22 protein-coding genes are annotated in these 20,166 nt (G+C 47.9%); 12 read left to right on the forward strand and 10 right to left on the reverse strand.

Annotated features, from left to right (window positions below; all coding sequences use genetic code 11):
• Window positions 1-265 precede the first annotated feature (265 nt).
• Together BEN30_RS13710 and BEN30_RS13715 are read left to right on the forward strand one after the other, a co-directional pair.
• Window positions 266-703: a hypothetical protein gene (locus BEN30_RS13710; RefSeq protein ID WP_069958898.1), complete on the forward strand. Its 438-nt coding sequence runs from the start codon at window positions 266-268 to the stop codon at window positions 701-703.
• 77 nt (window positions 704-780) lie between these two features.
• Window positions 781-1,188: a PAS domain-containing protein gene (locus BEN30_RS13715; protein WP_069958899.1), complete on the forward strand. Its 408-nt coding sequence runs from the start codon at window positions 781-783 to the stop codon at window positions 1,186-1,188.
• A gap of 33 nt (window positions 1,189-1,221) precedes the next feature.
• Here BEN30_RS13715 and BEN30_RS13720 read toward each other — a convergent pair whose 3' ends face one another.
• A complete protein-coding gene (locus BEN30_RS13720) occupies window positions 1,222-1,788 on the reverse strand; it encodes a tyrosine-type recombinase/integrase (RefSeq protein ID WP_069958942.1) in 567 nt (188 codons plus the stop codon).
• Window positions 1,789-1,948: 160 nt separating this feature from the next.
• Here BEN30_RS13720 and BEN30_RS18425 point away from each other — a divergent pair, with 160 nt between their 5' ends.
• A complete protein-coding gene (locus BEN30_RS18425) occupies window positions 1,949-2,383 on the forward strand; it encodes a hypothetical protein (RefSeq protein ID WP_170827065.1) in 435 nt (144 codons plus the stop codon).
• Between the two features lie 825 nt (window positions 2,384-3,208).
• Window positions 3,209-3,520, forward strand: coding sequence for a DUF6626 family protein (locus BEN30_RS13730; protein ID WP_069958901.1), 312 nt, complete (start codon window positions 3,209-3,211; stop codon window positions 3,518-3,520).
• Window positions 3,521-3,597: 77 nt separating this feature from the next.
• On the opposite strand, the gene BEN30_RS13735 is transcribed toward BEN30_RS13730, so the two are convergent.
• The 3 genes from BEN30_RS13735 to BEN30_RS13745 form a co-directional block, all read right to left on the reverse strand.
• Window positions 3,598-4,230 carry an AAA family ATPase gene (locus BEN30_RS13735; protein ID WP_069958902.1) on the reverse strand — a complete coding sequence of 211 codons (633 nt, stop codon included), beginning with the start codon at window positions 4,228-4,230 and terminating at the stop codon, window positions 3,598-3,600.
• Between the two features lie 59 nt (window positions 4,231-4,289).
• Complete coding sequence (locus BEN30_RS13740) at window positions 4,290-4,973, reverse strand: hypothetical protein (RefSeq protein ID WP_069958903.1); 684 nt, start codon at window positions 4,971-4,973, stop codon at window positions 4,290-4,292.
• Window positions 4,974-5,112: 139 nt separating this feature from the next.
• The gene (locus tag BEN30_RS13745; protein WP_069958904.1) at window positions 5,113-5,931 is read right to left on the reverse strand and encodes a hypothetical protein; all 819 of its coding nucleotides are present in this window, start codon (window positions 5,929-5,931) and stop codon (window positions 5,113-5,115) included.
• A 139-nt stretch (window positions 5,932-6,070) separates the two neighbouring features.
• Between BEN30_RS13745 and BEN30_RS13750 the strand changes: the two genes are divergently transcribed.
• Both BEN30_RS13750 and BEN30_RS13755 read left to right on the forward strand, forming a co-directional pair.
• A complete protein-coding gene (locus BEN30_RS13750; RefSeq protein ID WP_139135040.1) occupies window positions 6,071-6,508 on the forward strand; it encodes a hypothetical protein in 438 nt (145 codons plus the stop codon).
• 336 nt (window positions 6,509-6,844) lie between these two features.
• Window positions 6,845-7,261, forward strand: a complete 417-nt coding sequence (locus tag BEN30_RS13755) for a phosphate-starvation-inducible protein PsiE (protein WP_069958906.1) — start codon at window positions 6,845-6,847, stop codon at window positions 7,259-7,261.
• Window positions 7,262-7,269: 8 nt separating this feature from the next.
• On the opposite strand, the gene BEN30_RS13760 is transcribed toward BEN30_RS13755, so the two are convergent.
• The 3 genes from BEN30_RS13760 to BEN30_RS13770 form a co-directional block, all read right to left on the reverse strand.
• Window positions 7,270-8,394, reverse strand: a complete 1,125-nt coding sequence (locus BEN30_RS13760) for a GGDEF domain-containing protein (RefSeq protein WP_069958907.1) — start codon at window positions 8,392-8,394, stop codon at window positions 7,270-7,272.
• Between the two features lie 154 nt (window positions 8,395-8,548).
• Entirely contained in the window at window positions 8,549-8,767 is a 219-nt protein-coding gene (locus BEN30_RS13765; protein WP_069958908.1) for a hypothetical protein, read from the reverse strand.
• A gap of 74 nt (window positions 8,768-8,841) precedes the next feature.
• Window positions 8,842-11,175 carry a PAS domain S-box protein gene (locus tag BEN30_RS13770; RefSeq protein ID WP_069958909.1) on the reverse strand — a complete coding sequence of 778 codons (2,334 nt, stop codon included), beginning with the start codon at window positions 11,173-11,175 and terminating at the stop codon, window positions 8,842-8,844.
• A 349-nt stretch (window positions 11,176-11,524) separates the two neighbouring features.
• On the opposite strand from BEN30_RS13770, the gene BEN30_RS13775 reads away from it, so the two are divergent.
• From BEN30_RS13775 to BEN30_RS13795, 5 genes are all read left to right on the forward strand, one after another.
• Window positions 11,525-11,845 carry a peptidylprolyl isomerase gene (locus tag BEN30_RS13775; protein WP_069958910.1) on the forward strand — a complete coding sequence of 107 codons (321 nt, stop codon included), beginning with the start codon at window positions 11,525-11,527 and terminating at the stop codon, window positions 11,843-11,845.
• A 211-nt stretch (window positions 11,846-12,056) separates the two neighbouring features.
• Window positions 12,057-12,254 carry a hypothetical protein gene (locus tag BEN30_RS13780; RefSeq protein ID WP_069958911.1) on the forward strand — a complete coding sequence of 66 codons (198 nt, stop codon included), beginning with the start codon at window positions 12,057-12,059 and terminating at the stop codon, window positions 12,252-12,254.
• A 116-nt stretch (window positions 12,255-12,370) separates the two neighbouring features.
• Window positions 12,371-14,269, forward strand: a complete 1,899-nt coding sequence (locus tag BEN30_RS13785) for an ABCB family ABC transporter ATP-binding protein/permease (RefSeq protein WP_069958912.1) — start codon at window positions 12,371-12,373, stop codon at window positions 14,267-14,269.
• A gap of 396 nt (window positions 14,270-14,665) precedes the next feature.
• Window positions 14,666-15,793, forward strand: coding sequence for an Lcl C-terminal domain-containing protein (locus BEN30_RS18860; protein WP_211563421.1), 1,128 nt, complete (start codon window positions 14,666-14,668; stop codon window positions 15,791-15,793).
• Between the two features lie 581 nt (window positions 15,794-16,374).
• Window positions 16,375-17,409, forward strand: a complete 1,035-nt coding sequence (locus BEN30_RS13795) for a hypothetical protein (protein WP_069958914.1) — start codon at window positions 16,375-16,377, stop codon at window positions 17,407-17,409.
• 80 nt (window positions 17,410-17,489) lie between these two features.
• On the opposite strand, the gene BEN30_RS13800 is transcribed toward BEN30_RS13795, so the two are convergent.
• Window positions 17,490-17,915, reverse strand: coding sequence for a hypothetical protein (locus BEN30_RS13800; RefSeq protein WP_069958915.1), 426 nt, complete (start codon window positions 17,913-17,915; stop codon window positions 17,490-17,492).
• A 216-nt stretch (window positions 17,916-18,131) separates the two neighbouring features.
• Here BEN30_RS13800 and BEN30_RS18700 point away from each other — a divergent pair, with 216 nt between their 5' ends.
• Window positions 18,132-18,293: a hypothetical protein gene (locus tag BEN30_RS18700; RefSeq protein WP_170827066.1), complete on the forward strand. Its 162-nt coding sequence runs from the start codon at window positions 18,132-18,134 to the stop codon at window positions 18,291-18,293.
• A gap of 29 nt (window positions 18,294-18,322) precedes the next feature.
• On the opposite strand, the gene mnmA is transcribed toward BEN30_RS18700, so the two are convergent.
• Window positions 18,323-19,441, reverse strand: a complete 1,119-nt coding sequence (gene mnmA, locus BEN30_RS13805) for a tRNA 2-thiouridine(34) synthase MnmA (protein ID WP_069958916.1) — start codon at window positions 19,439-19,441, stop codon at window positions 18,323-18,325.
• Window positions 19,438-20,142, reverse strand: coding sequence for a DUF599 domain-containing protein (locus BEN30_RS13810; RefSeq protein WP_084005576.1), 705 nt, complete (start codon window positions 20,140-20,142; stop codon window positions 19,438-19,440). The genes mnmA and BEN30_RS13810 overlap by 4 nt, the downstream gene beginning before the upstream one ends.
• Window positions 20,143-20,166 lie beyond the last annotated feature (24 nt).

Here is a 20,166-nt window from a genome sequence, read left to right on the forward strand (position 1 = left end):
ATACAGCATTTCTTATAGGTTTAAAATTATTGGGCGCTGACAGCTTTTAGGTGCTGAAAAGCTTTATGGAACATAATGTTATCCGTTTTATATATGCTATTCGCACTAACACGTATAACCATTTCGCTTTATAACTGAGGCGATTAGCTACGATAAAGAAGCTGCTTGGCACACGATGCTGAGCGGCTTTTTTGTTGGTTAAGTTGTTGAACTGGTTTTTTGAGGCACGACTTGGAAACGCTTTTAAAAAAAAACGGTGACGAAAATGGTTATTGAAAACTGCGAACAGGCGAAGAATGACGCAACGATTGCGGCATTTGTGAAGTTATTTGAAACAGACGCAGTTGATGGAGTGCTAGATTTTAGGACACTACAAGAGCCACGCTATATGCCTTTTTGGAAATCGTTCTATATCACGCAGCTTGTTGAAGGCGGACATATTAGGTTTGTTTATTTTGGCACAAGTTTGGTGGATGGATATGGCAAAGAATTAACAGGGCAAATAGCGACGGTTGAAGAATTTGGCGCTGCGTATGAGACTTTAAGAAAAATAAATTTGAGGGTGATAGAAGACAAAACAATACAATACACGAGCGGTTCATTGGATTGGCTTGATAAGGACTTTCGCAATTGGCATAGGGTTAACGTTCCGCTCTTAAAAAATCACGAAACGCACTGCTTGTCCGTCATCATTTTTGAATGAGATTAGTCTCAATGCGCAGCAATACGGCTTTTTGTAAATAACGCTTATGATAGCTGATTAAACTGTGGGGGGGGGATATGCCAAACAAAAAAATTAAGAAATTTTATGATTTAGTGAACAAGGACATACAAGACGGTGTCATTGATTATACGACATTACAAGGTGACAGTTATAGGGAATTCTGGACAAATTTTTCTATAATTGAAATGGAAATAAAAAAACTTAAATTTACATATTTTGGCTCAACTCTCACAAACATTTATGGACGAGATTTAACAGGGACATATTTTTCAAAAGAAGAATTTGGCGGGCAATACACTGATTTTAGGGAAACACTAAAACTAGTGATATTTAAAAAAGAAATTACCATTACAAAAGGTACGTTGCACTGGAAAAAAAGAAGTGACACACAATGGTTCAAAGTTAATGTGCCTCTTTGCAGGAATGGCAAGATTGGTAGTTTGGCACTAATTTGTTTTAGTTAACTACGAACAATTATAAGCGTGATGCACCCCACATTAAACAAGCCCAACAGCATTTCGCATCTGCTCATCCGTCACGTCGCAATACAAAGCGGTGGTTTGAATATTTGAATGCCCCATCAATTTCTGAATTGTCCGCATACCAACACCCTTAGCATTTAATTTCGTCGCAAATGTGCGTCTGCCAGCATGGCTGCTATTTCGCAACCCAGCCTGTGCGAACAAAGATTTGAACAACATGCTCAACGATACGTTGGAAAAATGGCGATAATTGCGCTGGGAGTAAATCAACGGGAAATCATCAGCGCAGCGTGGTAGCGACATTATATATGTAGATATTTCTCGCTGAAGCTTGTCGCTCAAAAAAACCACCCTGCCCTTGTTCCCTTTCGTCTGCGATGCCGTCAAACGAATTTCCCGCAGAACAGTGCCATTCACGTTCACAACATCAGCAACCCTCAACGCAGCAATTTCACCAACACGCATGCCAGCCTGAACACTGAGCAAGAAAGCAATGCGATTACGCTGAGCGTGATTGCCAACTGCAATAATGCTGAGAACCCTTTTAATATCTGCGTCCGTCAAAACCATTGCCTGCGCCATCGTCCATCTCCTTAATTTATCTGCTATCAGCATTATAAATTCATCTTGTTTGGAGGACGATTGAAGACTTGAAAATAAGAACTCTTGGTTCTCAATATGGTAAGCCCACTTGGTGAACAAATATAGATTTGTTAATCGAATTAGAATGCTAAATACGAATATGAGACTTACAGATATCCATCTTTCAAAATTGCGAGAAGACAGACTTGCGCTAAACGACATGCGTATTTCGCAGCTCGTTGCAGCATACAATGCTGACATTGCAGCAGATGAGCATCAGCCCACACATAAAACGCCAGAAAATGCTTGGCTGTTTAACACTGATGGGGATGATGAGCTGATACGTGACGTTGAGATGTTGGATTACGAAGCAGAGCAAAATTATATTTCGAAAATCATCAATGATGTTAAAGCCCAACTCAACCAAAAGCCTGCTCTGTTTCAAAATATCAAAAACGCAGATGCAAAGCGCTGTATCAATCAAATTTTGTATGGTGGCAATTATGCCCAGCAAAAAGCAGCACAGGAAATTTACCAAGCCCTAAAACAGCGACAGCACGAGCGATTGATGAAGCATCGCAAAAATCGCAAATAGTAATGTTTTTTGTGGGTATGATTTCGTTTAGATAAATAAACATATACAAAGAAACACAGATAAAGCGGGTTGGCGCTATTCGAAACCAGCACTCGTATCGTATTTTGAAAACGAACGTTTTAATTGGTGGGGCTGTGTTCGCCAACTTATCAAACTAACCCTGCTAGGGCTGTGTAACGACACGGATGGACGCAGGGCTGAGTGTGCGCTTGTAGGTGAGAAATCCAGGATGCGTTGCCTTTGATATTATAAGAGATGTAGCCTAAAGCTTCAGTTCGCAAAACAAGACAAACCCAGTGAGAAAGATACAAACGACTGAACAGGGGTTAAACGGTTCAGTTTCCTTTCGCCACACCATAAAAAGTTGTTCAATTCGCTTTTGGTGTTGGTGCGTGACGGTGTAGCAGCGTGGTTGATGCTGCGGGAGATGATAGCAAAACCTGCTCCCAAAATTACACGACGAATTGAATATGCTAACCAAGCTGCTCTGTAGGATGATGCTACAGGAACTATCAAATGTCTTTCCTGCTTGGCGAAGCGTTTGATAGTTCTGCCAAATGATACACGAATTAATCATTCAATCAATTCATCCGCAAACGGCTATGAAGTTTATGAATGAGCGACAGCGAATGAAGAAACTGAAATAGCCGATGACATAGCGAAGCGTGTCATCAATCAAATTGAATTCAAAGCACAAAAAATTAATTCCAAATTACTCACCGCAATTCATCAAATCACCTTCAATCGCAATTAATATGAACATCGCAGAAATCTTATCAATTCCGTTTAGGCTGCTAAATAACATGAAATATTGGAGGTGATTGAATGAATGAAGTTTTACAGCAGGTGTACGATGAATTGGCACTTCAGCAGATGAATTTATCGCAAAGACAATTTAGCAGGGACTGGCTGGGGAAATGCGAGACATATTTTGCGTATTTGAAATCCACAGGCAAAGAGCCAAGTGCTGATGCGCTATTGAAACTGTTTGGTAACTTGAGCAAAAGGAAACAGGTATATCAAAAGCGAATGGATACAACTGACAATGACGGCTTGAAATATTTGATACAGGAGAACATCAACATGTGTGAAAGATTGCGTGCTCAAGTTTACACGAACATGACGTATTCATATTAAATCCAAATTTTAAACAAAAAAAGCCCCCACAAAACTGGCAGGGGCATTTTTTAAATTGAATTCAAATATGTTGGTGGTTATCCCTCAACTACCTCTTGTAAGAATTGGTTGAGTTTTCGCAAATCGCCTTTTGCCGATTTTACCAACTGTTGAACAGTATCACTTTTAACTTTAATATTCTCGTTGGCAAAAATTTGTGTCGCTCGCTTTATCATTCCAGCCGTATTGAAGTGAGTAAATTTTAATTCAATACAACGGGACTGAACTGGGCTAGAGATTTTATCAAATCTGTTCGTACACATAATCCAAGTTGCTCTGTCACCTGCTTTCTCCATCACAATTTTCAAATTGTCCATTGCTGTGGCTGTCATTCTGTCAGCCTCATCAATCAAAACGACATGCTTTCCCAAGTTGCTTAAACATACGAGAGATACTGCATTTGATAAATTGTTCATACCCTGAGCATTAAGTTCATCTCCCGTATAATTCAAAGTTTCAGCATCAGTCGCATTTACATCATTTTGAATTACTCGCAATGCTTCAATAGGGATTAATTTTGCACATGTTGTTTTTCCAGTCCCTGCATTGCCATACAAAATCAAATTTTTATCCATTTTTGGAACCATTGACTTGATTACCTTTTCAATGCGTGTGGATGGATAGACAACTTCGCTCAATGTTTTGGGTGCGTATTTTGTTTCGAATTTCATTTTATTCTCCTTTGTTACACAGTGTAAGAAAGGGGGCTGAAGTTGCCCCCTTCACTTTACTAGGCTGCTTTTGCTTCAATGGTTGCTGCTTCAATTGCGTCTTCAGCACTGTTTGTGCCATCAGCCTTTGGAGCTTTGCTGCGAAGAATATCGTTGGCAATTGCTTCATATTTTGGGCTGTTGGAAGCAACCGTCATCGCTGTGATATTGCCGTCGTCGTCAGTAATAACAACCATCAAGTTTGCACCTGGCTCGGCACCCAAATTTTTAATGTTGATGTCTTTCTTTTTAACAACAACTTTTTGAAACTCTTTCTGAATTTCAAAAAGTCCCGCAAACAATAACTCCTTCAGTTCCTTTTCGTTGACGGGATTTTTGCTGGCACAGATGATGCTGTTTAATGACTTGTCTTTCAAAAAATTGTCAACGTCACCAACTTCAACCTTGTGCTTATTTAGATACATGCAAACTTTGCTGTAGCGTGATGCTTGAGCCTCAGACACTACACATTTGCCGTTAGCATCTTCTTCCATAACAGCAAGTTTAGCGGAACAGGTAAATGCGTTGGCTTTTTTGGTAATCGTAAAGCCACGTTTGGTAAGCGCCTGTTCTAAAGAAGTGTTGCTGTAAGTTTTAGCAAAGGTGTAAATCAGCTCAACGCTGTTAACCCAGTTGCTGCGAAAGCTGTTTTGAAGGGCTTTGATGGCAGTGGCGGTGACTTCTTTTGATACGATGTTTGACATAGAAAAAATCCTTTATAATAAGTTTGGCATGATTGCCGTTCATTGGTTTCCTTAACCAATACCTTATTATAACAGGACGATTTTCGTCTAACGTCCTTACCCAAATATCCAAATGAGATTGTTAGACAAAAAATGAAATTTATTTTGACGTTTTTGGAAACAGTCCAATTCCAGCATTATTTATTAGGTTTTCAGCACCATCAAAAGCACGCTTTACCACTGCAGATTGATACTTTTGAATTTGCCGCCTTATATCCAATTTACAACTATCAATCACTTCTTGTTCAGTGATAGCTCCTACGATTTGTCCACCGCCCTTATCGCTGTAATAGCCTTTTTTTCTAATCCATTGTTTTGCATATCTGTTGAAATTCAATCCACCATATACGGCATCGTGTATTTCTGAATTTTTCAATCCTCGTTGTCGCAAATCCCAAACTTTGAGATAGTTTTTGTATGTATATGTTGAATGGGGTGATTGACAGAATGGATAACGGCTTTGCCCTGCCGTATTACTCGCATCAATTTTTCTTTGTTTTTGTGCAAGCCTAATTAACTCACGCATTTTTTTGAACAAGTATGCTTCTGGCTTATATGCGGGTAACTGCAGATATATAATCTCATCGTTATCCAATATTGTGTCTGTTACATCTAAAATTGATGCGTTCACAGCATGTGGTTCAGCAAACAAATATAGCCCTCTGCTGTTTTCATTCCACCAACCTTTAAAGTTTCCTGTGAAATCAAAAACATTTCCAAAGCCTTCAAATGTCTTTGCGTACTTCTTGTCTTTGCCTGTTTCGCAAAACTTCTTGTAACCTTCGTTCCGCAGCAGACATTCAAACCAAATATAATAGTGGCTGTCTTCCCACCAAATTCCCTGCTCAGTTTCTCGTTTGCGAAATAGTGGGTGCTTGTATTTGAAATGGCGTTTACCGCTAGAAACCGTCTTAGCCATAGCCTTTCCCCATTTCAAAGCTTATAAATTCATCATTATCTATCACAGTGTAAGATAAATTCAGTTCAAATCTGTGCTCGTATTTTAGAACGGTGGCATTACCGTAATTGCAATGACAATGCATTTACAGGAGATAAAAATGCCATTTTTAAAGAACTTGAACATTGCTGCTGAAGAAGCACCCAATCAACAAAGCCCATTTGACAAAGCAAAATCAAGTTTGCTGTCCAATCTTACCCATCAACTCGCATCTGCCAAAGCGATGGTTGCTGGCGAAGCATATTTTGTTACAAAGATGCAAACCGTTGAAGAAAACGGCGTTAACGTGAGAAAGCCCGTAAAACGCCCAATTAGGCACTGGTATTGGCGTGATAGCACTGGAGCAGTGCGCATTGCAGTTCGTGTTTCTAACAAGCGTATCGAGCTTGCAAAGGGCATGACAGACATTGTCGTAGGCAACGATAAAGAACTGCCCGCCGTTATCAAGCAGGTTATTGACGCTGTAAATGCGGGTGAATTGGACAAAGTGATTGAGGATGCTGTGAAGGCACGCAAAACGCTCAAAAAAGCGTCTTAATCAATATTGGGTATGAAGGCGCAAATGCGCTTTTATATCCAACCCTCTGCACCTGAAATTCAAGACAGATTTCCATTATAATATGGTAGCACAGTTTATCAATAAGTCAATCTTTAGTTGAATTATTTCACTTCATTCAACATCTAAAACCAATACCCATGCACTTGCATATTATGTAAGGTGTAAATCTGTAACCTGCTATTACCATTGAAAAGCCATCATAATCAAAGCATCAAAGCAACGGCGTAAAGTTACGCAAAAGTTACATATATAATTTTTTATTATTTATTATCAATTAATTATACAGTTTACATTACTGAGTGGGAGTAAACATCTATGACCCGCGGGATTGAAAAAATTGGCGGCCGGGCCCTCAGTTTTGTGGAAAAAGCTGGACTGTTGTTGATTGCCGTCGCCACCGTCATCGCCATCGGCCAGGAAGTCATGTTGATGGTTCAAATTTTACAGGTCCGTTTGGCGGATCTGTTGCTTTTATTCATCTATCTGGAAGTTCTGGCGATGGTGAACAGCTACCTCCAGGCGGGTAGTTTGCCCGTGCGCATGCCGCTTTACATCGCCATGGTCGCGTTGGCGCGGTTCATCGTTTTGGATGTCAAAAGCATGGACAACCTGCAATTGATCGCGGTTACCGGGGGGATTTTCATCATATCTCTGGCCGTTTTGGCCATCCGCTACGGCCATGTGCACTACCCCTATGGCGGGGCCAGCATCAAAGAGAATGACGAAGTTTAGAGACGAATTTAGCCCGCCACTACGCGGTTTCGGCCCTCTTCCTTGGCTCTGTAGAGGTTGGCGTCAGCCATCGCAAACAGCTGCGGCAGAGCACTGTCCGGTGACGGGACGATGGTTGCCACACCAATGCTGATGGTCACGTGATCTGCTGCTGAGGATTTTTCATGTTTGAGGTTCAACGCCTCCACTTTGGCCCTGAGTTTTTCGGCAATATCGTGAGCTGCACCCGGTGGTGTGTCGGGTAAAATACAGGCAAATTCCTCACCGCCATATCGCGCCAGCAAATCGGTTACGCGCCCGATCACTTTGCTCATGCCCAAAGATACGTTCTGCAGACAGATGTCCCCTGCGGCATGACCATATTCGTCGTTGTAGAGCTTGAAATGATCGATATCCATAAGGATCAGAGACAACGGCATTTCGGTGCGCATCGCCCGCAACCACTCCGTCCCCAGAAACTCATCAAAACGGCGACGATTGGCCAGATCCGTTAAGGCATCCGTCGTCGACAGCGATGCCAATTCGTCGCGGTGTCGGCGCAGCCGCTGAGTTTGGCGTATTTCACGGACCAACACCATGATGCCAATTAGCGCCGCCAGGGCCACCGCGCAACCACTGAGAACCAACATATTGCGTTGCGTTGTGGAAATCGCCCGAGTTGCCGCCTGGGCTTCATGGAGCGACTCTTCTTCCACCACGGCGATAAAAGAGTTGATTTGATCAATGACGCCAGATTGGCCGTCCAGTGCCACGCGCATGGGGGCTAAAGCCTCTTCGACATTGCCTTTTTCAACAACCAGATTCATGGCACTATCAATGGCAGGGCGGGATTCAATGATTTTGTTAATCAACGCTTCCATCGCGTGCGTTTCCGGCGGCGTCATATGCAGTTCGATCAGCTTGTCGCGCGCCATCAAGAAATCAACGGCCTTAGCATTATATAGGCCGCGCTGCTCATCACGTGCGAAAAAATCGTCCATTGTGGTCGCAAAGGTCAGGTGGAATGAACGCTCGCGAATGGCTTCGCGCATCAAAAATGCGGATCGAACTTTTTCACGAAACAACGCATCGCGCTGCCATGAAGCACGAGTCTGATCTAAATGTTCAAAACCGATATAGATACTACCCAGCATGCAGGCAAGGATAGCGCAAAAGCCTATGACTAAGGCTGCGGCCGTATGTCTGAAAATGTGCACGTTTCCCCCCAGGAAGAGTGCGGCGCCTCAACTCTTTATATACCCCATATATACTATCAGTAGCAACTGAAGAAGTAGGGGATGCAATGCGTTAAGCGGAAGGATGTTTACTGGCGGTGCGGCCCTGGTCCGTAACGCTGGCCATATTGAAGCCCTGACCGAACGGCTTTAACTTGAGCCATCCTTTGCCTTCGCATTCTTGAAGCGTGCGAAACAACACGGTTCCATCATTATCGGACGGGACCGCGATGTCTCCAGACTGGACAATCAATTCAAGCAACAGTCTTTGTTGCGGCAAAACGTTCGGCATACATTCACCTTTCAGGCACCTGCCCGAAGCCTAACCTCATATGCGCCTTTTGAACAGTTCCCATTATCAGGCCGTTAAGACCAAACGACACGCTCTGCCGGCAATATCACGATGACCGTTGTGCCCTGTCCGGCCTGGCTTTCAATTTGCAAAGAACCGCCGTGTTTTTTCATCAATTTCTGGCTCAGCGGCAACCCCAGTCCCGCACCATCATACTTGCGGGCCAATGAACCATCGACTTGGCCAAACATCTCAAACACGGTTTCAATATCGCGTTCTGCAATGCCGATGCCGTTGTCGATCACAAGAATACGGAAATTGCTTCCGCTTTCCCCTTCTGTGCGGACCTCGATACGCCCCCCCCTGTCGGTGAACTTTACGGCGTTATGCAACACATTTAAAAGCACCTGCTTGAGGCGTCGTTTGTCAGCGATCAGCGTCGGCAGCGGACCCATGCCCACAAACGAGATTTTGTTGCCGGCCTCGGCGGCCCGTGACTGGACCTGGGACAAGGACTCCCGGATCAGCGCCTCCGCCTCAAACGTCTCTTCCTTCAAGGGGAATTCATTCGTTTCAATGCGCGACACATCCAGCAAATCATTGATCAAGCCATAAAGGTGATGCCCAGAGCCTGAAATGTGCCCCAGATATTCCTTATAGCGTTCCGAGCCAATCGGACCGAGCTTTTCAAGTTCCATCATTTCCGAATAGCCGATAATGGCGTTCAGCGGGGTGCGCAGTTCGTGCGACATGTTGGCGAGAAACTCGGTCTTCGTTCTGTTGGCCAGCTCTGCACGCTCTTTTTCCCGGCGCAATTCCTCTTCTTTATAGTGACGGTGAATAACCCCCGCCAGCGTATCGGCAACCGACCACACCAACCGGCGTTCATGTTCCGTAACGATGTGACCGTGGGGCGTATACAAATTCACCACACCAAGGTTGTCATTGGCATAATTGATGGGCACACAAAAATGGCCATGCTCATCGTTGCTTAACGGAGGATGGTCGTGGTCTTCATCGATGCACGATTTCTCGATTTCCATTTTGCTTTGCGCCACTTTGCCGCACAAGCAATATCCGATATCGATTTGTTTACAGGCCACAGCCAAGTCGGAGCCAAGGTTAGATTGTGCCCGCATTTGCAAGTGACCGAGCTTTTCATCGGTGAGAAAAATGCTGCCCTTGCTGTGCAGTCCCAGCTCATGTCGATCCAAAATCGAATCGAGGGCAACTTGTAAAATATGATCCAAATCGTCCGACGTCAAAGACAGGCGCAAAATCGACGCCACCAATGCGGTGTCTTCAGCCAGTTGGTGAATTTCATGTTCAGCGGTTTTTTGCGCTGAAATGTCGCTGACGATGCCCACAAACTTGACCTCATCACCCAACCGCATCCGGCTGATCGCTAACCACATGGGAAATTCACTTCCATCTTTGCGCAATCCGACCAGTTCCCGGCCCACGCCAATGATGCCCGGTTTTCCACCCCGCATATAATCATCCATATATTTTCGGTGATGCTGGGCGTGAAATCCCGGCATCAACTTTTCAACGCCTTGGCCCAATATTTCATCCGCCGAAAACCCGAATATCCGCTCCGAAGCCGGATTGAAGCTTTCAATGCGACCCGTTTTATCCGTCGAGATGATGCCGTCGGCTGCGGTCTCGATAATGGTTCGGTAATGGGTGTCGCGTTCACCCAGTTGGGCGGTGCGTTCGTGGACCCTTTGTTCAAGGGTTTTGGTGTGGGCGACTTCGCGGCGCACCACGTATACGCCGATGAGTATGGATAAAACGATCAAAAACAAACCCAATCCCGAAATGAGTTTCATTTCGTGTGCCCGAATGTTCTTCAACATAAGTTGCTGTGCGTTCGTTTCGGCCTCAACTTCTGCGACAAAAATATTGAGCGCGTTATTCACCTCGACAAAGTTGCGCAACGACTCGCGGACAAGGGCTTGTACACCTTCACTCCACTGTTCTTCCACAGCCAAGTCCATGGCGCGGTCCGAACTGGGTTGGGTTTTCTGAACCGCTTTGAGAAGGCGTTCAAAGGCCACGCGCTCACCGGGGCTGAGGCGGTCTTGATCAATGCGGCGCTGGGCCATGATAAAGTTGCCCGCATAACCCGCCATGTCTTGACGCAACTCGTCACGATCAAAATAATCTTCAAGGGCTGTGACGCTAAACAAATTGATCATGCGCTTTTCGGCCGCATCGCGCATTTGATAGGCGGCAAAATTCTTTTCCAGCAAATCGGTATTGAGGCGATCACTTTCCGTCATTGTGCTGATGTGAAAGTAAAATAGCCCAACGAGTCCCACCATTCCGATGAGAATCACTGCAAACCCCGAGATCAAACCATAGGCATTGCGAAAACGCGCCGACACAAAACCATCCCCCCACATGACAGCCCATATTTTAGAATCGCTCTCGATACTTCTTTGATCGTATTAACGGCAAGTTCTTTTTGTGATTTACAATGAAATCGCGCGTAAAATCAGGAGTTAGCGTTCATGAAACAGGCCTGTTGCACTGACAAAGCAACTTGTTTTGTGCTCTTATGTTAATGCAGACGGATTATACAACTAATAGTATGTATAATCAACGCATTCTTAGACTTCAAGCAAATGCATTGCATCATTCAGCTTGCGGCTTGGGGTTGATTGATGTTCGCCAAACGGTATGAGGCAGTGTATACCTGTGCGCAAATTTATCACTCAAGATCCTCTATTGAATAACGAAGGAGCATCCCTCATGTCCAAAACCGTTTCCGCATCCCACATCCTTTTAATGTACGCTGGTTCCATGCGGTCTTCCGCGTCGCGTTCCAAGGACGAAGCGAAACAACAGATTGAGGCCCTCAAAGCCGAACTTGATGGCGGTGCCTCATTTGCCGATCTCGCCAAAGAACATTCCGATTGTCCATCTGGCGCAGACGGTGGATCGCTGGGAACGTTTGGTAAAGGCCAGATGGTTCGCGAGTTTGAAGAAACCACCTTTGCCATGGACGTTGACCAGATCAGCGACGTGGTTGAAACAGATTTCGGCTACCACTTGATTCAACGCACCGGCTGATTTTCTGACGTCTCACAATAAATGCTCTCTCAACGTGCCGTTGGGGGAGCATTTTATTGCCCAATGTTTATATTTAGAATTGATCTAATCCGTCTGACTTATGGTCATGTATATGCATGGAAGCTATAACCCCCACACCTTTTGGACTTATCGATTCGTGTATTGGACTTATCGATTCGTGTAAAAACTGCAGTGGTGGGAAGGATATGTTGTGACCGAACAAGACCGCATAAATCTGATCTTATCCCAAGCAAACATCGCCAAGGCTGCCGTCGCGGCAGAGTTAGCGCAGCCTAAAGATCGCCAATCCAAAAACCTCCATCAAGCGCTCTTGGCCATTGAGGCCATTTTAATGTTGGCCGATTCACATGTTTTGGCCACTTCAAGCCCTCAACCCAACGCGGCCTAGAGTCTCTTTCAAGCTCTTGATTTTACTTTTTTGTTGCTCCGCCATAGCATCTAGGCGCGGTCATGCTTATTATTGTCGGTATTGATCTGCAAACACTTAGGGGCAAGTTTTGAATCATGCGCGGCATGGCACACCCAACACCTCGCACAAAACGCACTGGTCCCAGCACGGACTGGCAAACCATTCGCGCCCTCGCCCCTTATCTGTGGCCCGCGAACAGGTTCGATTTGCGGGTACGGGTGGTGCTCTCCATGGCGCTGTTGCTGGCGGCCAAGGGAGCGACAGTGGTGGTGCCGGTTATACTCAAGTACGCGGTCGATGCGCTCAGCTCCCCCACCATGCTCGTTGGGTTGGCCTCGATCCCGGTTGGATTGATGCTGGCTTATGGGGCGGCGCGCATTTTTTCGCTGACGTTTAAAGAGTTACAGGCGGCCATTTTTGCCAATGTGACCCACCACGCCATCCGTGAGGTCGCGCTGGAAACCTTCAAGCACCTGCACAAGCTGTCGCTGCGCTTTCATCTGGAACGCCAAACCGGAGGTCTCAGCCGCTCCATAGAACGCGGCACCTCGGGCATTGAGTTTTTGCTGCGCATGATGCTGTTCAACATCATCCCCACCATGGTCGAAATCGCCTTGGTGGGCGTGTTGTTGTGGACCTTTCTCAGCCCCGCATTTGCGTTGGCCACCTTGGGCACCATCGCCGCCTATGTGGTGTGGACGGTGGCGCTGACCAATTGGCGCACCCGCTTTCGTCGACAAATGAATGACAACGATTCCAATGCCCACACCAAAGCCATCGACAGCTTGTTGAACTATGAGACCGTCAAATATTTCGGCAACGAAGAGTTGGAAGCCCGGCGCTTTGACGTCGCCTTGGCGGGCTATGAAAAGGCCGCCATCAAATCCAAAACGTCGCTGGCCATGCTCAACACCGGACAAGGGGCCATCATTGCCATTGGAGTTACCATCGTCATGTTGATGGCATCGTTTGGGGTGCGTGAAGGCACCTTAACGGTGGGTGATTTTGTGTTGGTGAACACCTATCTGTTACAGCTGTATCTGCCGCTGAATTTTCTCGGCTCCGCGTACCGCGAAATCAAATACGCGCTCACCGACATGGAAGACATGTTCAGTCTGCTCAGCGCCAATGCCGAAATCGAAGATGTACCGAGCGCCCCGGATCTCAACGTCGGCGGCGGCGAAGTGCGTTTTGAAGACGTGACGTTTGCGTATGATCCGCGTCGTCCGGTGCTGCAAAACGTCAGCTTCACTGTACCACCGGGAAAATCAGTCGCCATCGTCGGCGCATCGGGGGCGGGCAAATCCACTCTGTCACGCTTGCTGTTTCGCTTTTACGACATCAGTGGCGGCTCCATTTCCATTGATGGGCAAAACATTCAAAGCGTGTCGCAAAACAGTTTGCGCGCAGCCATTGGCATCGTGCCCCAAGACACGGTGCTGTTTAACGATTCAATCTATTACAACATCGCCTATGGCCGCCCTGGCGCCAGTCCGTCTGAAATCGAACAGGCGGCCCGGCTGGCCAAGATCCATGACTTTGTCTTAGGTCTGCCCGATGGCTATGACACCGTCGTGGGGGAACGCGGGCTGAAGTTATCGGGTGGCGAAAAACAACGCGTCGCCATTGCGCGCACCATCTTAAAAGCCCCCGCCGTGTTGTTGTTCGATGAAGCGACCTCGGCGCTCGATACCCACACGGAAAAAGAAATCCAGGCATCTCTCAAAGACGTTGCGACCGGGCGCACCAGCTTGGTCATCGCGCATCGCTTGTCCACCGTCGTCGATTCCGATGAAATCTTGGTGCTCGACAATGGCCGCATCAAAGAACGCGGAACCCACGCCATTTTAATGGCCCAAGCGGGCCTTTACGCCGCCATGTGGAAACGCCAACAAGAAGCATCAGAGGCCGAACAATCTTTGGAACACACAGACACAGTGGACGTTGACAACTGGATAAACGAAGTCGACGAGGACCTGTTCATTCACTCTTGATCACGAGGACATGGATGCCATAATGCTCTTATTCAAAGAGGGAGTATAAACGTGATCAACCTGCGCCTGCCCGTTTACACGGTTCTTGCCCTCACTTTTACGCAACCCACTTGGGCGCAGATGCCCGGTGGGATACAAGGTGGAGGGATGCAAGGCCGAATGCAGCCTCCCCCCGAAGCCAGCCAAGCATGCCTCGGCAAGTCTCAAAATGATGCATGTTCCTTCACCACCCCGCGCGGTCCCATGACGGGTACCTGCGGTTCGCCACCCATGCAAACGCAATTGCTGTGCATGCCGCAAGGGGGACCTCCCGGTATGTCACAAGGGGGTATGTCGCAAGGTGGCATATCGCAAGGGGGCATATCGCAGGGTGGCCGGCCTCAAGGCGGACCCCAGATGGGCGGACGCCCACAAGGTGGTGGCACGCAAGGCGGTCGACGCGGCGCGGACATCGTTGCGCGCAACCCAGGTGCCAAGACCGTCACCAGCAAAGTTCCCGATACCCAGCAAGGCAGTTGCTTCGATACTCGTTCTCAGATCACCTGCCCCCGCGAAGGCGACGCGCTGTACGGCCAAGACGCCAACTATGTGGGGCCGGAAACCAGTTACACGGACAACGGCGACGGCACCGTTCAAGACAGCGTGACGGGCTTGCTGTGGCAAAAGGCCCACAACGCCAAACGGCTGGGCTTTGGGGATGCCGCAAACGCGTGCGCCAACCTGACCCTGGGCGGACGCACCGATTGGCGTCTGCCCAACATCAAGGAATTGTTTTCCCTGTCAGATTTCCGCGGTTCTCAATCCAGACGCTTTTTCATTGACGATGTCTTTGACCTGAAAGAACCAGGTGCCGAAATTTTGCAAGGCGACCGCTTTGCCTCTTCCCACTTTACGGGCATGATGGGCCAAACATGGTCATCGACGATTTACACCGGCGTGCATTACGGTCGCCCCGGCGTCGAAGCCGCGTTTTTCTACAACTTCCTCGACGGCCACCTCAAACAAGCCCCGACCGAGGGGCGTAACACGCTTTTTTATCGATGCGTAAGCGGGCCCGAGTGGGGCGACAACGTCTTTGTCGACAACGGCGACGCCACGGTCACCGACACCGCATTAGGCCTGACGTGGCAAAAATCTGACGACGGCCAAAGCCGTGACTGGCCTGCTGCTCTGAAATACTGTGAAAGCTTAACCCTGGCGGGCCGTAGCGATTGGCGCTTGCCCAACGTGAAGGAACTGCAAAGCATCGTCGATTATTCGAAAAATGATCCCGCTTTGGACCAACGCTTTTTACACCAAAGCGACAAAAAAGGCTGGTTCTGGTCCAGCACCACCCACGGCGATAACATCACCATGGCGTCTTATGTGTGCTTTGGCAAATGCGTCTCCAAGTCCGGCATCGACACCCACGGCGCCGGCGCCCAACGCAGCGACCCCAAAAGCGGCAACGCCAAAAACTGGTCCAGCCTCGGCGGTCAAGAAGACGAAGTGCGGATCAACAACTTGGTGCGGTGTGTGCGGTGAGGGCAAAATGCATAAAATTTAAAGTTATGAGAAGAAGTAATATTGATGACGCAGTTTTTTTGGGGAGCTGCTTGCCAAATAATTCCGCATTTAAATTATCTACTGTGACCTACTGACTGGAAATAAGCGAGTCTCACCGGGTTATTTCACCTCCGAAATAGTTATACGTGCATAGTGTTTCTGGTTTGTTCACGTGCTTATGTGTATGTTATTATTATATTTATTACCAATTTAGGCGAAATGCATTAAATGCGGGTGTTGAATTTACCTTCAACGTGAAATAAGCCATTTAACTCATTGAGGCGACACAACATTTGGGGTGTGACCGAGTCTAATGCACAATTTATTGTGCCTTTAGTGTAGAAGATTCATTGAGCGTTATAACTTCAGGCATTATTATCATTTTGAATCTCAACAAGATTAGGAGGCACTGCACCCAAAGCACTTAAAGCAAGAAAGGCCCGACCCAAAGGGCCGAGCCAATCAAGTTAGGACGCTGGAAAGCATCCCGTATCTAGACAATACGATTCTTACTCTGAAGTTTTTCCAGCGTCTAGCTTGATTTCCAAAAAACTCTTCCGATGGCGATTGCGTCGGTGGAGTCGAAATTAATTCTAGATGAACTGGATCATATACAAATGATGCCGATTAAAATGCCTTGGAAGAAAGGCTTTCGTAAGATTCCACCAACCATTAAACGGAAAGTGGAAACCCTTGGCGCTGACGCCGTTATTGTCGCAGCAGTAAAGAAAGTGAAGCACGAAGATGTCAACAAGGGTATCTATGATCACCTCAGTTTTACTGTCGAAGACGACAAACTGAAATATCCAGAACGGATTATGCCACAGGAAAATGTGGGGCATACATCAAAGGTCAATGTGAATGGCAAGGAGATCGTTCGCAAAGACCTTCCTATGACCACAAAGACATTCAGCTTTGATACGCCGAACTTTGGCGATGCCGCAACTTATGGCACACATACTGTGGACATTGTCCGAGATGTATACCAGCGTGATCACATTGCACCACGCGATAACACCATTAAGATTGAGACCATCGAAGAGCTTGATGGTGCAACCGTGGTGGCCTTTACAGTTGAAGAAACTTTTGATCTGTCTGATCCAAACCTTGAGGGCGATCTTCTGTTCAACCTCAACCTTATCCAGGAAAACACGGGTGTGTCCGACATCTTCGGAAGCGCGGCGTCGTTGGAGGACTTTAAGTCTGCCATTGTCGTCGAGTGGGAGATTTTGCCTCCTGATACCCGTGAAGACAATTTAACAAAGATTCTGGGCAAGGTGAAGAATCCCATTTTGGTGAAGACGATTAGTGATCGTTACGGGGCTTTGGAGAAACTTAAGCCGCGTCAAATCATCCGTGGCACAAGCGGTTTTAATCGCTACTTTGGCGCTATGTTTGAAGACGATCTTGTTGCCTTCGAGAACCTGGAATATGGCAACGCGCTGTATGTTATGTATGAGAACTGGCCCACACTCAGCCAAAAGACGCGCTTGGAACTCCGCAAGTCTGACGGTGGCGGATATGAGCGGATCGAGCACCGTGCTGATTGGGAGAAAACCCTGGCGCGTGTTGTTAATCAGAAGCGCGACGAGTAGAGCAGGGCATATCAAAGGAAGGGGCTGGTTATCAGGCTGGCCCCTTTTTTGATTCTGAGATGTATGGACCGCTACGCGGATTAAGGCTTTAGCCGCTTTCGCAACTCTTCGATTTGAAGTTTGGCTTCTTCCAGAAACTGAACTTCATTGGTCAGTTTTGTTTTGATGGCAAGTTCACACAACGTCACGGCAAATTGAGCCTTGCTTGAATTGGTGCCCACCTGTTTTAAAGCCGCAACAGACACCAGTTTCAGATCCGTGATGGCGTCACGAACCTTGCTGATTTTGTCTTCCGTACTGGACAGCTTCTCATTTGAATCTTCAAGCAATTCATCGAGTTGTTCGATTTGTGAATTCAGCGAAATGATCTGTTTTTCGAGCGCGAGCTCATTTTCCGCCATTTTCGAGAACGTCTTAGCATCCTCTTCAATCTGATTTTTGAGATGCAATATTTGCTTCTCGGCTTGAGTCAGAATGATTCGAGAAACTTCCTCGTAAGTCGTCATTTTTCACCCGATACACCAAAGAGATAACTTCAACTATATGTACTCTTTCCATATTGCACCCGTGAGTCAAAAATACACTTTTAACCATTTAACCGGCCCTGACAGGCCACCCCAATTGCCTGCGGTCAAATACACGGCAAAATTTATATGTAAACGTCCTCGATCCGAAGTTTACAAAAACGGAAAATTGTTGTTTTTCAAAGGAGTATTTACAAAATGAGCGGCGAAATAAAAAACACGGATCAAAACGAACAAGCCCGTGAAACAGCACCTGTAACGGCAAACAGCACATCAGAAGCAGCCACCGCCGCGGCTTCGGAGCAATCCCAAGAGGTCAATACAGACAAAGAGTCATCGTGCTGCGGGTGTTGTTCGTAAAACGAGAACGACGCGACCGCGTATAACGCTTACGGCTTTTCGATCCAACCACCGCCCAGCAACCGTTCACCATCATAAAACACGCAAGCCTGTCCGGGAGCGATGCCCGCGAAGGGCTCTTGCAAGTGGACTTGGGCGCGGTTGTCGTCCAGCGGCGTTACGTGGATGGCGACCAGAGGACTGGTGGACCGCAGCTTGGCCGTGCACGTGAAACCATCCTTAGGGATGGTTTCACCCGTGCCCAGCCAGTTGATGTCCCGAATCGTGAGCGCTTGGGCGAGCAAGTCTGATTTTGCCCCCACAACCACCTGTTTGGTGGTGGCATCGAGCTTGATGACGTAAACAGATTCAGGCACAGAAAGGCCCAGGCCGCGGCGTTGGCCCACGGTGAATTTGATGACGCCGTCATGTCGCCCTAAAACCTTGCCGTCCATATCGACAATGTCGCCCGGATCCGCCGCACCGGGGCGGAGCTTTTCCACCACATCCAGATACTTGCCTTGAGGCACAAAGCAGATGTCTTGGCTGTCGGGCTTTGCCGCGATGTCGAGGCCGAGGCGCACGGCCTCGGCGCGGGCTTCGTCTTTGGTACAAGTGCCCAACGGAAACCACAGCTTTTCCAGCGCCGCTTTCGGTGTGGAAAAGAGAAAATAGCTTTGATCGCGAGACGCGTCTTGGCCGCGCAGCAACTCGGCCCCATCCGGCCCATCAATGCGACGCACATAGTGACCCGTCACCAAAGCGTCCGCGCCCAAATCTTTGGCCCGCTCCAGCAAGTCCTTGAACTTGATGGTGTCATTGCACAGCACGCAGGGAATGGGCGTTTCACCCGCCAGATAGGTGTCGGCAAAAGCCTCCATCACCTGTTCGCGGAAACGCTGTTCAAAATCGAGCACGTAATGGGGGATGCCAATGTGATCGGCCACCCGCCGCGCATCGTGAATGTCGCGACCCGCGCAGCACGTGCCGGGCTTGTCGATGGCGACGCCATGATCGTAAAGCTGCAAGGTGATGCCGACCACGTCGTAGCCGGCTTCTTTCAGCAACGCCGCCGTTACGGAAGAATCCACCCCGCCGGACATGGCGACCACCACGCGGGTCTCAGCGGGCGGCTTGGCAAAGGCGCTGGTCGGCAGGTCGAGTTTCATGTCTGTGTTCCCGTGCCCGGAATACCGTCAAGAAAACCCAGCGTGTGGGAGCGAAATTCACGCCGATACACCACCGCCACCACCCACAGGGTTGAAACCGAAAACAACAGGGGATGCAAAAACCAGCTCAGCGCCGCCAAAGCAAAATAATATGCGCGCATACCCCGGTTAAAGTTCGACACCGCCAGGGCGATAACTTCCGCGGCCCCAACGGCAAAGGCTTGGGCGTCTGAACTCTCGGCCTGGCTCGGCGGCGGAGCGGCACCAATCAGGGTGATGGAATAATTAAACTGGCGCAAAGACCAGGCGAATTTGAAAAATGCGTAAACGAAAATCACGATGAGCACGAGAATTTTCAGCTCCCACTCCGCGTGGGTGGCGATGACAACATAGGGAATATCGCGAACCAAGGCCTGCACCTTGTCCAAGGAGCCCAAGATGGCCAACAAGCCCGCCAAAATCAGCAACGTGGTGGATGAAAACAGCCCCACGCTGCGCATCAAAGCGCTCATGATGGTGGTGTCGACGATGCGCACATCTCGGTGCAACATCTGCTGCATCCAACCTTGGCGATGCTTGCGCATAACGGTGAGCAGGGATCGGCTGTTGCGTTTGAAGTGATCGGCGTAAAACGTATAGCCGTTCCACACCACCAAAAACCACCCCAGAACGGCCAAATTGATCAGAGAAATGTTGGACATATGCAGGCCTTTTAGAGCGTTCGG

The organism is Magnetovibrio blakemorei (assembly GCF_001746755.1).
Taxonomy (GTDB): domain Bacteria; phylum Pseudomonadota; class Alphaproteobacteria; order Rhodospirillales; family Magnetovibrionaceae; genus Magnetovibrio; species Magnetovibrio blakemorei.